General features: G+C 44.3%; 14 protein-coding genes and 2 pseudogenes. 11 read left to right on the forward strand and 5 right to left on the reverse strand.

Translation table 11 applies throughout. The annotated features are described in order from the left end of the window. Positions 1-68 precede the first annotated feature (68 nt). Together I2D56_RS04345 and I2D56_RS04350 are read left to right on the forward strand one after the other, a co-directional pair. The gene (locus I2D56_RS04345) at positions 69-1,052 is read left to right on the forward strand and encodes a rhodanese-related sulfurtransferase (protein WP_195348052.1); all 984 of its coding nucleotides are present in this window, start codon (positions 69-71) and stop codon (positions 1,050-1,052) included. A 92-nt stretch (positions 1,053-1,144) separates the two neighbouring features. Next, a complete protein-coding gene (locus tag I2D56_RS04350; RefSeq protein ID WP_195348053.1) occupies positions 1,145-2,044 on the forward strand; it encodes a DUF4299 family protein in 900 nt (299 codons plus the stop codon). Positions 2,045-2,075: 31 nt separating this feature from the next. Here the strand turns inward: I2D56_RS04350 and I2D56_RS04355 are convergent, their stop codons facing one another. Next, entirely contained in the window at positions 2,076-3,356 is a 1,281-nt protein-coding gene (locus I2D56_RS04355; RefSeq protein ID WP_195348054.1) for a uracil-xanthine permease family protein, read from the reverse strand. A 461-nt stretch (positions 3,357-3,817) separates the two neighbouring features. Between I2D56_RS04355 and I2D56_RS04360 the strand changes: the two genes are divergently transcribed. The 6 genes and pseudogenes from I2D56_RS04360 to I2D56_RS04380 all read left to right on the forward strand — a co-directional run bounded on the left by I2D56_RS04360 (position 3,818) and on the right by I2D56_RS04380 (position 8,871). Then, complete coding sequence (locus I2D56_RS04360; RefSeq protein ID WP_195348055.1) at positions 3,818-4,591, forward strand: nucleoside phosphorylase; 774 nt, start codon at positions 3,818-3,820, stop codon at positions 4,589-4,591. Continuing rightward, positions 4,592-5,443: pseudogene (locus I2D56_RS09915) on the forward strand (DUF3744 domain-containing protein); the annotation flags it as partial. It lies immediately after the preceding gene. A gap of 27 nt (positions 5,444-5,470) precedes the next feature. Beyond that, positions 5,471-6,274, forward strand: a pseudogene (locus tag I2D56_RS09920) (energy-coupling factor ABC transporter ATP-binding protein); the annotation flags it as partial. Continuing rightward, on the forward strand, positions 6,267-7,097 hold the full coding sequence (locus I2D56_RS04370) for an energy-coupling factor transporter transmembrane component T family protein (protein WP_023027172.1): 831 nt from the start codon (positions 6,267-6,269) through the stop codon (positions 7,095-7,097). The pseudogene I2D56_RS09920 and the gene I2D56_RS04370, both read left to right, overlap by 8 nt. Positions 7,098-7,101: 4 nt before the next feature. Continuing rightward, complete coding sequence (locus tag I2D56_RS04375; protein ID WP_123159493.1) at positions 7,102-7,857, forward strand: SDR family oxidoreductase; 756 nt, start codon at positions 7,102-7,104, stop codon at positions 7,855-7,857. A 72-nt stretch (positions 7,858-7,929) separates the two neighbouring features. After that, positions 7,930-8,871 (forward strand): carbohydrate kinase family protein, encoded by a 942-nt coding sequence (locus I2D56_RS04380; RefSeq protein ID WP_195348057.1) that lies wholly within the window; start codon positions 7,930-7,932, stop codon positions 8,869-8,871. A gap of 161 nt (positions 8,872-9,032) precedes the next feature. Here the strand turns inward: I2D56_RS04380 and rsmG are convergent, their stop codons facing one another. Beyond that, positions 9,033-9,746 (reverse strand): 16S rRNA (guanine(527)-N(7))-methyltransferase RsmG, encoded by a 714-nt coding sequence (rsmG, locus tag I2D56_RS04385; RefSeq protein ID WP_195348058.1) that lies wholly within the window; start codon positions 9,744-9,746, stop codon positions 9,033-9,035. A gap of 70 nt (positions 9,747-9,816) precedes the next feature. Here rsmG and I2D56_RS04390 point away from each other — a divergent pair, with 70 nt between their 5' ends. Then, positions 9,817-10,377, forward strand: a complete 561-nt coding sequence (locus I2D56_RS04390) for a LemA family protein (protein WP_003017390.1) — start codon at positions 9,817-9,819, stop codon at positions 10,375-10,377. A gap of 1 nt (position 10,378) precedes the next feature. Beyond that, entirely contained in the window at positions 10,379-11,275 is an 897-nt protein-coding gene (htpX, locus tag I2D56_RS04395; protein WP_003017370.1) for a zinc metalloprotease HtpX, read from the forward strand. Positions 11,276-11,299: 24 nt separating this feature from the next. On the opposite strand, the gene I2D56_RS04400 is transcribed toward htpX, so the two are convergent. The 3 genes from I2D56_RS04400 to I2D56_RS04410 all read right to left on the reverse strand — a co-directional run bounded on the left by I2D56_RS04400 (position 11,300) and on the right by I2D56_RS04410 (position 13,815). Further along, positions 11,300-12,517, reverse strand: a complete 1,218-nt coding sequence (locus tag I2D56_RS04400; RefSeq protein ID WP_195348059.1) for an MFS transporter — start codon at positions 12,515-12,517, stop codon at positions 11,300-11,302. Continuing rightward, entirely contained in the window at positions 12,514-12,690 is a 177-nt protein-coding gene (locus tag I2D56_RS04405; protein ID WP_195348060.1) for a hypothetical protein, read from the reverse strand. The genes I2D56_RS04400 and I2D56_RS04405 overlap by 4 nt, the downstream gene beginning before the upstream one ends. A 264-nt stretch (positions 12,691-12,954) precedes the next feature. Then, positions 12,955-13,815, reverse strand: a complete 861-nt coding sequence (locus I2D56_RS04410; protein WP_129270168.1) for a helix-turn-helix domain-containing protein — start codon at positions 13,813-13,815, stop codon at positions 12,955-12,957. Positions 13,816-14,021: 206 nt separating this feature from the next. On the opposite strand from I2D56_RS04410, the gene I2D56_RS04415 reads away from it, so the two are divergent. After that, complete coding sequence (locus tag I2D56_RS04415; RefSeq protein ID WP_195348061.1) at positions 14,022-14,561, forward strand: DUF177 domain-containing protein; 540 nt, start codon at positions 14,022-14,024, stop codon at positions 14,559-14,561. Positions 14,562-14,590: the final 29 nt, after the last annotated feature.

Consider the following 14,590-nt stretch of genomic DNA (forward strand, 5'->3'; position numbering starts at 1 on the left):
CTTGGGAGAGTATACTGGTATAGTTGAATGAAAAATTCTGATAATTTAATCTTAGAAAAGAGAATCTTATGGCAAAACCTATTCGTGTCTTACTTTACTATAAATATGTTCCCATCGAAAACGCAGAACAATTTGCGGCAGACCACTTGGCTTTCTGTAAGTCGATTGGCCTCAAAGGGCGTATCCTAGTCGCTGACGAAGGGATTAACGGAACTGTTTCTGGCGACTACGAAACGACGCAAAAGTACATGGACTATGTTCACAGCCTTCCAGGTATGGAAGACCTCTGGTTCAAGATGGATGAGGAAGAAGAGCAAGCTTTCAAGAAGATGTTTGTTCGCTACAAAAAAGAAATCGTTCACCTTGGGTTAGAGGATGAAAACTTTGATGAGGACATCAACCCCCTTGAAACAACAGGTGCTTACTTGTCTCCAAAAGAGTTTAAAGAAGCTCTTCTAGACGAAGATACCGTTGTCCTTGATACTCGTAACGACTACGAGTACGACCTTGGACACTTCCGTGGGGCTATCCGTCCAGATATTCGCAACTTCCGCGAGTTGCCACAATGGGTTCGTGATAACAAAGAAAAATTCATGGACAAACGGGTTGTAGTATACTGTACGGGTGGTGTCCGCTGTGAGAAATTCTCAGGCTGGATGGTCCGTGAAGGCTACAAAGATGTCGGCCAATTGCATGGTGGTATCGCAACTTACGGAAAAGATCCAGAAGTTCAAGGAGAACTGTGGGATGGGAAGATGTACGTCTTTGACGAGCGCATTGCGGTTGATGTTAACCATGTCGATCCAAGCGTTGTCGGAAAAGACTGGTTCGATGGTACGCCTTGCGAACGCTATGTCAACTGTGGAAATCCTTTCTGTAACCGTCGGATTTTGATTTCAGAAGAAAACGAAGACAAGTACCTCCGTGGTTGCTCACACGAGTGCCGTGTTCACCCACGCAATCGTTATGTTGAAGAACACAAGATGTCACAAGCAGAAGTTAGCGAGCGTTTGGCAGTTATCGGTGAGACGCTTGATGGAGAACCTGCATAAGGTAAAAACAGCCCTTTGGCTGTTTTTTTATATGGAAAATCATGAAAATTTGTGCTATAATTTGGTAAGCGATTACATAAAGGAGAAAACAAATGTCAGTTGTGTTTTCAATTCGAAATAAAAAGAGTATGTTTGGCTATCAAAAAGTGATGCCGGCTAAAGATGTATTAAATTTGGTGGAGGGAGTGCTTACCTACAGTTTTGAGGAAGCCATGCTTAGTCGCTCTCTCAAAGATTTTCCAGCTATGATGTGTATCCGCTATGGAAAGAGCTGTTTGCCAATCATCCTTCGCTATCTGGATCAAGAGCATGCTTATCAGTTCATCCTTGCAGATTTTGCAACCCTTGAAGATTGGCGACTCATCTTAGAATGGCTCAGTGCCCTAGCTCGCCAGTTGGGAAATGAGATTCACGATAATTTGGGGACCAGCTATGATGCAGATTCTATTTTCTCTTTTGACTATGAAACCTATTTGTTGAAGAATTTACAGAATTTAGAAAAAGAACCAGACCTTCATCAATACCAGCTTCAGGGATTTGCTCATCCTGTTATCTTGGATCGTGAGCTCCTACGTCAAATCTTAGACTCTCCTCAACCTTTAGAGGAGTTCAGTCAAGTGGTTAAAAAGGTACAATACAGCTCTGCTTTCTTTAGTCAAGTCCGTTTCTACCGTCAGAACGAAACGGGAGACATCATTGGCAGTTACAGTCTAACAGAAGACACGGATACGGTTTTGCCACGTGTGCCTTTTGTGCCTGCAGAGTTTGTAGAGAAGGTCAATATGGATGAGGTCATCGACTGGAAAGTGAACTTAGTAGAAATCACTGGGAATCCCGATATGCCAGAGAGTTATAAGCCGGTGGCAGCTGTGAATTTAGAAGCTCTACTGGATGCTTTGGACTCAAGTGAATTTGAATTATTGGATGCCAATCAAATTGAAATCAAAAAATTGTCCAAGGAACGCTTGTTGCAATTGGCCCAACTCGAATAAAAAAAGTTCTCAATTCTGAGAACTTTTTTTGTTAGTTTGATTCGTGTGGCAAGATCAAGTTGAGGATGATTCCTGTCATAGCTGAGAGAGCTGTTCCTGCCAGGGTCACTGGACCGAGTTTCAGTGTTGCTCCACCAAGTCCAAGAACCAACATGGCACTTGCAATAATTAGGTTGCGCATCAAGCTGAAGTCAACACGTTCTTTGATTAAGACTTTCAAACCGTTACTTGCGATCACCCCGTAGAGAAGGATGGACATCCCACCGAGAACAGAGTTTGGAATGGTAGAAATGAGAGCAGTAAATTTACCAAAGAAGCTCAAAGAAAGAGCGATCAAGGCAGCATTTCGGATAACGGAAACAGAAGCAATACGAGTCATCCCAATCACTCCTGTATTTTCTCCATAAGTGGTATTAGCTGGACCACCAAGAAAGGCCGATACAGAAGTTGCAATTCCGTCACCAAGAAGGGTACGGTGAAGTCCCGGTTGTTTCAAGAATTGACGGCCACAGATTTGGCTAAGTACTGTATGGTCACCGATATGTTCTGAAATCGTTACGATAGCGATTGGCAAGATGGCGATGGTTTCAGGACCAAAATACAAGTTGTATTGTTTGAAGGCACCACCTGTGTTGAAAGGAAGATAGAAGCCAGGAATCTCAAACCAGTTAGCCTTGAGGACTGGTTTGAAGTCAACCAAGCCCAAGCAGACTGCGAAGACATAGCCACCGATAATGGCAAAGAGGAAAGGAATTATTTTGAAGAAGCCTTTTCCTTTGGTGTTGATGAAGGCAGCGATCAGGAAGGTCACGACAGCGACAAGGGCATTTTTCCAGTCTCCCCCTTCGACAAAACCGGCGTTCTTAACAGCTGATCCTGCAAGCCCTAAACCAATGACGATGATCATAGGTCCAATAACAACGGCAGGAAGCAATTTGTCAATCCAGCGAGTGCCAGCAACTTTAACCCCTGCAGCAACAAGCACGTAGATCAGACCAGTCAGAATAACCCCAGTTTGTGCTGCATCGACTTTTCCGCCCATTTCCTTCATCGCCAAAGCCATAGCGGTGATAAAGGCGAATGAAGAGCCGAGGTAAACAGGGACTTTAAAGCCGGTACAAGTCATATAAATCAGTGTCCCAACCCCTGATGCAAAGAGGGCAACGGATACGGGCATGCCCAAGATGAGTGGTACCAGGATGGTTGCCCCAAACATGGCGAAAACGTGTTGGAAACTTAATAAGATTCCTTTTAGGGGTGCCGGACTTTGGTCGACATCCAGGAGCAAATCAACAGTTGATTCTTCTTTCATAATAACCTCACTTTTGGGCACCAAAAAAGAGCCCATGAATATTTTTGCATAGCAAGGGCCTCAGATTATTCATATTCTGTGTCTTTGTCACCTCACAGGATGACATTAAAAACCTTTGCTTCTATGAAGTATAGCAGAAAAAAAATATTTTGTAAATATTTTTTTCCCGAGCCCGAAAACGAGAAAGCGAGGCTCGTTTTGTAAACGAATTTTTCCCAAGCCAAGAAACGAGAGAGCGAGGGAGGGTTAGTAAGAGTGACATGATTGTATCAGGCAAGAGGTCGACAATTGACGTAGTGATTGAGTGATCCCTCTTCATTTTCTTTTGGAAGAAAATTGTATTGTTTCCTACCACAAAAGGCGAACAAGTGGGGCTTCTTGCTCCTTTGTTAGAAGGAAAGAAGCCGGTTTTGTGGTATAATAGAGGACTAGAAGTAGAATAAATGAAAGAGGAGCAAGAGATGCTGTTAGAAGAATTTGATGCCAATCGACAGGCGATTATCAATCCACAAGACCTGCACGGTCCAATTGAAGGATTTCCTAAAGTAGCCATCTCTTGCTTTTCAAGAGTGACCTTTGCGCGCTTGCTTGAGAATTACAATCATGAGGTGATCACAAGAACCTCCATGGCTAACTTTGAAGTCATTGTCTATGGGATTACGATTGGAGACCAACAGATTGCGGTCTTCAATGCACCAGTTGGGGCTGCTTCCTGTGTAGGGATTATAGAGGATTTGATTCAATTTGGGATGGAAAAACTGGTGCTCTTTGGGACCTGTGGGGTTTTAGATCGAGATATCGAAGCGACCTCCATTATCATTCCAACGGCTGCTCTTCGAGACGAGGGGACCAGCTATCACTATCTTCCGGCTAGTGATGAAGTGGAAGTAAATAAGGAAAGCCTTCCTCTCTTCCAAGCCTTTCTGGACAGCCATAGGGTTTCTTATCAGTCAGGAAAAGTGTGGACGACAGATGCTCCCTATCGAGAAACCATCGACAAGATGAAGCGTCGAAAGGAAGCAGGAGCCATCTGTGTCGATATGGAATGTTCGGCAGTGGCGGCCTTAGCAACTTTTCGAGATTTTGCTCTCTGCCATTTCTTCTATGCGGCGGATCACCTCTCGGAAGAAAAATGGGATATCCGAACCTTATCCAGTCATGAGGACTTAGATGGTAAGGATCGAATCGCAGAGTTGGCAATGCAATTTGCGCTCTTATGGGAAAAGGCAAACTAAATGAAAGAAGCAATCATTGAATTGAAGGATTTTTCCTTCCAGTATAAGGCCCAGTCTGAGCCAACCTTAAAAGGGATTAACCTGACCATTTATGAGGGAGAAAAGGTCCTGATAGTGGGACCATCTGGCTCTGGCAAGTCAACGATAGGCCAGTGCTTAAATGGGATTATTCCCAATATCTATAAAGGAACTAGTAGTGGGCAATTCCTTATTCGGGGGAAAGAAGCCTTTGATCTCAGTATTTATGAGAAGTCTCACTTGGTCAGTACGGTCTTGCAGGATACGGATGGTCAGTTTATCGGTCTTAGTGTTGCAGAAGACTTAGCTTTTGCCCTTGAAAACGATATGGTCGAGCTGGAAAGCATGAAATCTCGGGTTCATACCTGGGCGGAGCGCTTAGACTTGAGTAAGCTCTTGGACCATCGGCCTCAAGATTTATCCGGTGGGCAAAAACAGCGTGTCAGCTTGGCAGGTGTCCTGATCGATGAAAGTCCGATCCTGCTCTTTGATGAGCCACTGGCTAATTTAGATCCCAAGTCGGGTCAGGATATCATTGATCTGATCGATCAGATTCATGAAGAGCAGGGAACGACAACCATTATCATTGAGCACCGTTTGGAGGATGTGCTCTACCGTCCTATCGATCGGGTCATCTTGATTAATCAAGGGCAAGTCCTCTTTAATGGGCGACCAGATGAGTTGTTGAGAACCACTTTACTAGCTGAAAATGGGATTCGGGAACCCCTCTATTTAACAACCCTTCGCCAGTTAGGGCAGGATATCAGCAAACTACCGAATTTGGACAAGGTGGAAAAAATACCACTTGAAGATTTATCAGTGGAAATTCCAACTCCAAATTTTGAAAAAAGTGCAGAGGTTGAAGTAATTTTAGAGCTTGGTCATTTGAACTTTGCCTATCGAGAAGGCCAGCCTATTCTAAAAGATCTTTCCTTGACTATTCCAAAAGGCCAACGGTTGGCGATTGTCGGAAAAAATGGGGCTGGAAAATCTACCCTTGCTAAGGCGATTTGCGGCTTTATCCAGACGGAAGGAACTTATTTCTCAAAGGGTGAGGATATCAAGGGTGATAGTGTCAAGGAGCGGGCAGAGCGAGTAGGTTATGTCCTGCAAAATCCCAATCAGATGATTTCATCGACCATGGTTTTTGATGAGGTGGCCCTCGGTCTTCACTTGAGAAATGTCCCAGAGGACCAGATTGAAAGTCGTGTCCATCAAGCCTTGAAAACCTGTGGTCTCTATGAGTTTCGTAAGTGGCCGATTTCTGCCTTGTCTTATGGTCAGAAAAAGCGGGTAACCATTGCTTCGATTTTAGTACTGGGGCCTGAGGTTTTGGTACTGGATGAACCGACGGCAGGCCAGGATCAACGAAACTATACAGAAATTATGGATTTCCTTGATGAACTCCAGCAAAAGGGGCATACCATTGTCATGATTACCCATGATATGCAACTGATGCTGGATTATTCCGATCGAGCGATCGTGGTGACGGATGGGCAAATTTTGGCAGATTTGACGCCGGCAGAGCTCTTGACCCAACCAGAAATTTTAAGACGGGCTAATTTGAAAGAAACGTCTATTTTCGCCTTGGCAAATCGACTTGGTGTCGATCCGCTTGCCTTGACCCAGTTTTATATGAATCAGAAGGGGGTAGGTCATGAATAATCGCTTAGTCGGCTACCATGCTGGAACCAGCTTTCTGCATCGCCTCTCAGGCGCTAGCAAACTCCTATTTTTATTGTTGGTATCATTAGCGGCCATGTTGAGTTACGATACCCGCCTGTTATTGGTCATTGGTCTAGGTGCCCTCGCCTTATTTGCGACCTCAGGCATTCGTTTGAAAGACATTTCTTTTATTCTTAGTTTTGCCCTGGTCTTTGCTATTCTCAATGTCTTGATGGTCTATCTTTTTGCCCCTCAATATGGGGTAGAGATCTATGGAGCAAAAACAGTTCTTCTAGATGGTTTAGGGGCATATAGCATCACAGCTCAAGAGTTGTTTTATCTTTTCAACCTAGCTTTGAAGTATGTGTGTACCATTCCTCTGGCTCTTATTTTCCTAATGACCACCCATCCTAGTCAATTTGCTTCTAGTCTTAATCAGATTGGGGTGTCCTACAAGATTGCTTATTCAGTGAGCTTGACCCTGCGCTATATTCCAGATGTGCAGGAGGAATACCAGATTATCAAGCTCTCCCAAGAAGCAAGAGGGTTGGAATTGTCCAAAAAGGCCAACTTTGTCCAGCGGGTGAAGGGAAATCTTCAGATGATTTCTCCCTTGATTTTTAGTTCTCTGGAGCGGATTGAAACGATTTCTACAGCCATGGAACTGCGTCGCTTTGGGAAAAATAAAAAACGGACTTGGTACACCTATCAGGAGATGACGACTCGTGATCGTCTGATTATCCTAGGGTCCGCTCTGATGGTAGTCTTGAGTTTGGTCTTGATTTGGGTGAACCAAGGTCGATTCTATAATCCTTGGAGGTAAGAAAATGGCAGAAACAATTTTAGTAACAGGAGCTTCAGCTGGCTTTGGTCAAGCTATTTGTCAACGCTTAGTTGCCGATGGTCATCGAGTGATTGGTGCGGCTAGACGCATTGAAAAATTACAGGCCCTTCACGAAGAGTTGGGAGAAGCCTTTTATCCTCTTCAAATGGATGTAACAGATCTCACTCAGGTGGATCAGGCACTTGCCAGTTTACCAAAAGCTTGGGAGCAGATTGATGTCTTGGTTAATAATGCTGGCTTGGCCCTAGGCCTCGCTCCAGCTCAGAAAGCAGAGATTGCAGATTGGTTGACCATGATCCAAACCAATATCATCGGTCTGACCTATTTGACCCGGCAAATCCTCCCCCAGATGGTGGAAAGAAATGATGGGTATGTCATCAATATGGGGTCGACTGCTGGGACGGTTCCCTACCCAGGGGCCAATGTTTATGGTGCTTCCAAGGCCTTCGTTAAACAGTTCTCTTTAAACCTACGTGCCGACCTGGCTGGAAAACAAATTCGGGTGACCAATATTGAACCAGGTCTCTGTGAAGGGACCGAGTTCTCATCGGTTCGCTTTAAAGGGGATGAAAAACGGGTAGAAGCTCTCTATCGAGACGCTCATGCTATTCAACCTGAAGATATAGCCAATACGGTGTCTTGGCTCATTCAACAACCCAAGCATGTCAATGTCAATCGGATTGAAATCATGCCAGTTTCCCAAACCTTTGGCCCTCAACCGGTCTATCGGGGTGACTAGTTTTACTAACCAGCTCTATCTCGTGCTGGTTATTTTTCCATGTTGAGGATAGAAAATAGGAGGAGAATATCCATGTCAAAAGCCTTAGTGATTGGATCCACTGTTTGTGATATTATGGTTTATCTTGATCGTCTACCAAGTAGGGAAGGGGACGCCCATATCCATGAGCAGACTTGGTCTCTTGGAGGGTGTGCCTTTAATGTCGTCTCCGTACTTCATGCTTTAGGTCAAAAGGTTGACTTCATCTCGCCAGTGGGGACGGGTGTCTACGGGGATTTTGTTAAGGCAGAACTAGAAAAGTTAGGTATCCAAACCCCTATTTTAGTAACAGGAGCGAATGGTTGTTGCTATTGTTTCATTGAGTCGGATGGAGAACGAACCTTTTTATCAGATCATGGAGTGGAATATGGTTTTCAGAAGGAATGGCTGCAGTCTCTGGAGCAGGAAAGCTATGATTCTATTTATCTCTGTGGCCTTGAAGTAGAAGAGCCGACCGGGATGGAACTCATTCAAGCTGTGTCAAAACTCGAAGGCCAAGTTATCTTTGCGCCAGGGCCTCGCGGTCTCTTGATTCCCAAGGACCGACTGGAAGCAATTTATGATCTCCAACCCATCCTCCACCTCAATGAGCTAGAAGCTAAGGCTTTTTCAGAATGTGAAGAGATTGCTGAAGCAGTTAAGATCCTTTACCAGAGAACAGGGCAGTTAGTCATCGTCACTTTAGGAGAAAAAGGAGCAATCGCATACGATGGTAGGTGGTATGAGGCTATCGGATTTCCGACAGAAGTTCTTGATACCGTAGGAGCAGGAGACAGTCATTTGGGAGCCTTTTTAGCAGCATCCTTGCAAGGGGTAGATGTAGAGGATGCCTTAAGCTTTGCTAACCGTTTAGCAAGCAAGGTTGTGGCGACTAGGGGAGTTCATTTAGAGCGCCATCACTACCATGCCCTAGAGCAAGAGTTGAACCAATTGGTCCAGTCAAAAGAGAGTGGGACAGAAATCGGTAATTCGTAAGAATTCGATTTCGTCGTCCCACCTCCGCACAGTTGAGTAGGGCTGTAAAAGCTGATGAAATCAGCGTAGTAGAGCCCACTCAACCACTGCGTCTTGCTCGACAATCCAAAGACAATTGAGAGGCTAGGACTTTTGTCCCAGCCTCTTCTTTTGAGTTGATCTTATAATGGTCGCTTATTAGGCATGCCAGCTTTTCTTGGATATTTATTAGGAGTTTCTTTTTTCTTCTCCACAACAGTGATGTAACGTGGATCCCCGTTTGGCAATTCATACTGTAGATTGTCTTCAACCTTACTAAAGAGCAGGTTGAGGGCATTTTTGGCTTCTTCCAACTCTTCTGGAGCATTGCTAGCCTTGAGAGCGAGTAGCCGTCCCCCTACTTTCAGGTAAGGGATGGTCAGCTCAGAGAGGACCTGCATGCGGGCAACGGCGCGGGCAGTTACGATATCAAATTGGGCACGAAAAGCCTTGTCTTGCGCAAAGTCCTCCGCACGTCCATGGTAGAAATGAACTCCGCTCAAGCCCAACTCTTCAGCCAGCAAGTGGAGAAAATTGATCCGCTTATTGAGGGAATCAATAATGGTTACATCTAGCTCAGGGAATAGGATCTTCATTGGTAGACTCGGAAAGCCAGCACCCGCGCCGATATCCAAGAGACGGATGGGTTGGTTTTCGATCAAACCTTGTAAAATGGGTGCGATAGAATCATAAAAATGCTTGAGATAGACTTCGTCTTTTTCGGTGATGGCAGTGAGATTAATCTTTTCATTCCATTCAACGAGGAGCTCGAAATAGCGTTCGTATTGCTCTTTTTGACGATCAGTTAATGGAAAGCCGAGTTCGGCTAAACGGACATAAAATTCTTCTGGTTTCATGCTATTATTTTACCACAAAATAAGGGAAATTTGATATACTGGTAGAAAGAAATGAAAGGAATTCAATAAAATGATTTGGATTATTCTTGGGATCATTGTGGTCCTTGTGTTGATTGTAGTAGGAGTTTACAACGGTTTGGTGAAAAGCCGGATGCAAACTCGTGAAGCATGGAGTCAAATTGACGTGCAATTGAAACGTCGGAATGACTTGATTCCAAACTTGATCGAAACCGTTAAAGGCTATGCTAAGTACGAAGGAGATACACTAGCAAAAGTGACTCAACTTCGCCAACAAGTAGCGCAAGCTTCTTCACCTGCAGAAGCAATGGCGGCCAGTGATGCTCTTTCCCGTCAAGTAGCCGGCATCTTTGCGGTGGCTGAAAATTACCCAGACTTGAAAGCTAACACTAACTTCATGCAGTTGCAAGAAGAATTGACCAACACAGAAAACAAAATTTCTTATGCTCGTCAATTGTACAACAGTGTAACAAGCAACTACAATGTCAAGTTGGAAACTTTCCCAACAAACGTGATTGCTGGAATGTTTGGCTTCAAACAAGCCGAATTCCTTCAAGTACCTGAAGAAGAAAAAGCAGTACCAAAGGTGGACTTTAGCGGATTAGGAGACTAATATGCTCTTTGACCAAATTGCAAGCAATAAAAGGAGAACCTGGATTCTCCTTATTGCTTTTTTCATACTCTTAGCTCTCATCGGAGCAGCCGTTGGCTACCTCTGGTTAGGCTCCTCCCTTGGTGGCGTCATCCTAGCTTTGATTATTGGTGGAATTTATGCCTTTAGCATGATTTTTCAATCCACCGAAGTTGTCATGCGGATGAATGGGGCGCGTGAGGTAACGGAAGAGCAAGCTCCTCAGCTCTACCATATTGTACAAGATATGGCTATGGTAGCCCAGATCCCCATGCCTCGGGTCTATATTGTGGATGATCCTTCGATGAATGCATTTGCGACAGGATCTAATCCTCAAAATGCAGCTGTTGCAGCGACAACAGGACTTCTAGCTGTGATGAACCGTGAGGAATTGGAGGGAGTCATCGGACACGAAGTCAGCCATATTCGCAATTACGATATTCGCATCTCGACGATTGCAGTTGCCCTTGCTAGTGCCATCACCATGCTTTCTAGCATTGGTGGCCGGATGATGTGGTGGGGCGGTGGCCGTAGCCGGGACGATGATCGAGAAGGTAGCGGTGGTTTGGAGATTGTTATGTTGATCCTTTCCCTGCTTGCCATCGTTTTAGCACCATTAGCAGCGACCTTGGTCCAGTTAGCCATTTCTCGTCAACGGGAGTTCCTAGCAGACGCTTCAAGTGTTGAATTGACGCGGAATCCTCAAGGGATGATCAATGCTTTGTTAAAACTAGACAATAGCGAACCCATGCAACGACATGTCGATGATGCGAGCAGTGCTCTTTTTATCAACGATCCAAAAAAAGAATCCGGTTTGCAAAAACTCTTTTATACCCACCCACCTATTGCTGAGCGGGTGGCTCGCCTAAGAAAAATGTAAAAAATCCACCAAACGGTGGATTTTTTATTTGGTTGTTAAGAGGAGGGTAGTGAAACCAAGGATGGCAAAGATCCCCCAAGCTAGGGGAAGGCTCCAGATAGCTAGACTAGAAAAGAGAGCTGTCCCAAGTGGCATGGCAAAGCTGACCATCAGTCCCAAAAAGCTAGAGGTAGAAGCTAATTTTTCAGCGGGTAATTTGCTCATTAAAAGACTGGAAACTTTTGGGTTGATTTTTGCTACAAGATAACCAAGGAAAGTGATGAGTAGAAGGGAAAGAATGTCCCAGTGTACCAGGATATTTGTGAGCCCAAGCATGGTCAGCCCACCTGCGATCCAAAGGAGGATATGGTGGAGTGATTGCTTGGAAAAATGATCGTGGGGTGTCAAACTAGCCCAGACCATGCTTAAAATAGTCACTGCCTCTAAGATCAAGAGGGATTGGCTAAAGCTCAACTGAAAGAAGGGAGAGTGAAGCAGTTGCAAATTGTAGATACCTGAGATGGATCCCCCAAGGGCATTGATGAGAACCAATGAGAAGAGCAACTTGCCAAAGTGGTGAACCTCCTCATCTGCAAAAATACTTTTGGCGTTCTGGTACATCTCTTGGCAATCGTGTACCAAAGATTTCTTACTTTTGGGCTCAATGACGGGAGCATGTGTCAGCTGCTTTTTTCTCATCAGAAGACAAGTAGAAGACAGGAGAAAAGTCACGGCATTGATCGAAGCGACCATAGCAAAATTTTGATGGCTGATAGCTAGCAGCCAAACTCCTAGAGCTTGTCCAGAAATCGAACAGACCATGCTAAGCAGTTGGTTGAAGGAATAGGCCTCCATCAAATCCTCGCTAGGGATGTTCTTCTGCATAATGGGGAGTTGCAAGCCTCCGCGATAATCACTCAAACAATCTGAAACAATGTTTAAAAAGCAAACAATCGAAAAGGCTAGGTAACCCGGAATCTTGGTCATGAGAGCAATAAGGATGAAGAGGATGGCTTGAAGATAGCCAATGCGGATCAACCAGTTAGCTTTTTTCTTCGTGCGGTCAGCCTTCATCCCGACAAAAATGGTAAAGAGGCTAGGAATAAATACAATGAGATTAGCAATTCCAACTGCTAGGCTCGGCTGTGGCATGCTGGCAGCAAAGACCACAAAGACCAGATTGTAGATGGCAGCACCAAGGGTATTCAAAAAGCGAGAAAGACTAAGTAAGGCAAAAATTTTATTACGAGCTAAGAGTTTCATGAGCCTTCCTCCTTCACGTGATCAGTTGCTAGGACTTGTTTGATGGATCGAAAGATCTGTTTGAAGAGGTCCATTTTCTCCTCTTCAGAGAGGGCTAGTTCCTGATCCTTCAGGTAGACGCTGGTATGCTTGAGAAACAAATGAAGTAAGTATCTTTTTAGTTTGATCATCATGGAAGGGGCCTTCTTTCTTTGATTGATGATCCTATTGTAGACCTCAAAAACAAGAAAAACAAAATGTTGCATATTTTCAACAAAAAGAGGCTGAGACAAAAGTCCTAGCCTCTCAATTATCTTTGGATTGTCGAGCAAGACGCAGTGGTTGAGTGGGCTCTACTACGCTGATTTCATCAGCTTTTACAGCCCTACTCAACTGTGCGGAGATGGGACGACGAAATCGAATTCTAACGAATTACCGATTTCTGTCCCACTCTCTTTTCAGGATTCCTTGATCAGTTCTTGCAGGCCCTGTTTGTAGTAGTTGGCACTGTCCTTACAATCCAGAATAGAGAGAACCTGGATGGCCTGCTCCATCTTTTCAAGACCAGCTTCTTTTTCACCCTTCCGATAAAGAAATTCTCCTTTGGCGTAGAGATAAACCGTCCGAAGGTAGGCTTCGTTCTCAGAGTAAAAGTGGTTGTTAATCAGGTGATCAAAATAGGTTGCATCTTCAAATTCATTTGAATTAATGGCCAGAAAAAAGCCATTAAGGAAAATAGAATTGATGGCAGGACGAGAGGAATCTAGGAGAAGCTTGAAATCCTCACGTTGGACCAACTCCACTGTGTATTGTCGATAGAGCTGACTAGAGAAAAGAGGAGAGGTCAGTGAAAATAGGCTTAACTCAAAATTTCCCCAGACCATGACAGAGAAGAGGTAGTCATAGAGGAAATCTAGTTCCTCTTGGCTAGCAGCCAACTCTACCTCAGGATAGTTGCCAAGCATTTGGGCCTTGAGAATAATGCTGGCTAAGAAGTCTTCTTTTTTGTGATCTTTCTGATAGGCTAGTTGGTAGCTTTGGTACAAGGCTTGGTCGTGTTCCAAGCTCATGTTTTCATAGTGCTCTTTCAACAATTTGGGAATAAAGGAGTGCTGATCGATACCAGCTAGATGGGAAAACTCACTGAGGCTGGTTTTGATCTGTTGAAGGGCCTGAAAAAACCGTTGCGTCGTCAGGTCATTTTCCCCTCTTTCAAATCGAGATAACATGGAGCGCGAAAATTCGCCACCCGTAGCCTCCTCTAAAGAGATGTGGCGACTTTCACGTATTTGCCGAAAAACTGCTCCGATTTCTTTCATGAATTCTCCTCTATCTAACATTGCTCAATGCCCTAGCAAGTGAACCTCTTTTGTCCAAGAGATGGTGGGACCCTTGTGTACAACACCAATTTGCCTAGTCTCTGTATCTTTTTTCATGATTATAACAAATTTTTGAGGAGACATCTTGGTTGAAGGGACAGCTTCATGATATACTAGTAGTATCTAGAAGATTTGAGGACAAAAGAATGAACTTATTTACACAAGAAATCCGTAAAAATCCTGAAGGACTAGCATTTAATCAAGAGTTGGATTTGTTAAAGGATCTGCAAAAGCGCAATCCAGAAATTCTTGATTTGAAGAATGTGACAGCGACAGGGGGAGTAGCCTATGATACAGGTCTTTATGTCTTGGATTACCAGTTGACCTACACCATCGTTTTGGCCTCTAGCCGAAGCATGGAGCCTGTTGAGATTCAAGAGAGCTATCCTGTAACAGAGGTATTTGCGGAGGATGTACAGTCAGAGGCAGATATCGAAGCTCTTGAGGAAGACTTGATCCTTCCAATCGAAGGTGGGAAGATTGACCTGAGTGAGAGTGTAGCGGATAATATTCTGCTCAATATTCCTCTCAAGGTTCTCACTCCAGAAGAGGAGGCTGGTCAAGGCTTTATCGAGGGCAATGATTGGAAAATCCTATCCGAAGAAGAATACCAAGCTGCTCAAGTGATCAAGAAAGAAGAAAACAGTCCTTTCGCTGGTCTAAATGGCTTGTTTGACGAAGAATAAGCTAGAGATTACATTTGATAAATTTAGAC

The sequence above is a fragment of the Streptococcus australis genome, assembly GCF_015553625.1.
Lineage (GTDB): Bacteria > Bacillota > Bacilli > Lactobacillales > Streptococcaceae > Streptococcus > Streptococcus australis_B.

Excerpts from the sequence above, each read along its gene's own strand:
- I2D56_RS04400 (WP_195348059.1), bottom strand. The coding sequence starts at position 12,517 with ATGAAACTCTTAGCTCGTAATAAAATTTTTGCCTTACTTAGTCTTTCT.
- I2D56_RS04415 (WP_195348061.1), top strand. The coding sequence starts at position 14,022 with ATGAACTTATTTACACAAGAAATCCGTAAAAATCCTGAAGGACTAGCA.
- I2D56_RS04410 (WP_129270168.1), bottom strand. The coding sequence starts at position 13,815 with ATGAAAGAAATCGGAGCAGTTTTTCGGCAAATACGTGAAAGTCGCCAC.
- I2D56_RS04370 (WP_023027172.1), top strand. The coding sequence starts at position 6,267 with ATGAATAATCGCTTAGTCGGCTACCATGCTGGAACCAGCTTTCTGCAT.
- I2D56_RS04375 (WP_123159493.1), top strand. The coding sequence starts at position 7,102 with ATGGCAGAAACAATTTTAGTAACAGGAGCTTCAGCTGGCTTTGGTCAA.
- I2D56_RS04380 (WP_195348057.1), top strand. The coding sequence starts at position 7,930 with ATGTCAAAAGCCTTAGTGATTGGATCCACTGTTTGTGATATTATGGTT.
- rsmG (WP_195348058.1), bottom strand. The coding sequence starts at position 9,746 with ATGAAACCAGAAGAATTTTATGTCCGTTTAGCCGAACTCGGCTTTCCA.
- I2D56_RS04405 (WP_195348060.1), bottom strand. The coding sequence starts at position 12,690 with ATGATGATCAAACTAAAAAGATACTTACTTCATTTGTTTCTCAAGCAT.
- I2D56_RS04390 (WP_003017390.1), top strand. The coding sequence starts at position 9,817 with ATGATTTGGATTATTCTTGGGATCATTGTGGTCCTTGTGTTGATTGTA.
- I2D56_RS04355 (WP_195348054.1), bottom strand. The coding sequence starts at position 3,356 with ATGAAAGAAGAATCAACTGTTGATTTGCTCCTGGATGTCGACCAAAGT.
- htpX (WP_003017370.1), top strand. The coding sequence starts at position 10,379 with ATGCTCTTTGACCAAATTGCAAGCAATAAAAGGAGAACCTGGATTCTC.
- I2D56_RS04345 (WP_195348052.1), top strand. The coding sequence starts at position 69 with ATGGCAAAACCTATTCGTGTCTTACTTTACTATAAATATGTTCCCATC.
- I2D56_RS04350 (WP_195348053.1), top strand. The coding sequence starts at position 1,145 with ATGTCAGTTGTGTTTTCAATTCGAAATAAAAAGAGTATGTTTGGCTAT.
- I2D56_RS04360 (WP_195348055.1), top strand. The coding sequence starts at position 3,818 with ATGCTGTTAGAAGAATTTGATGCCAATCGACAGGCGATTATCAATCCA.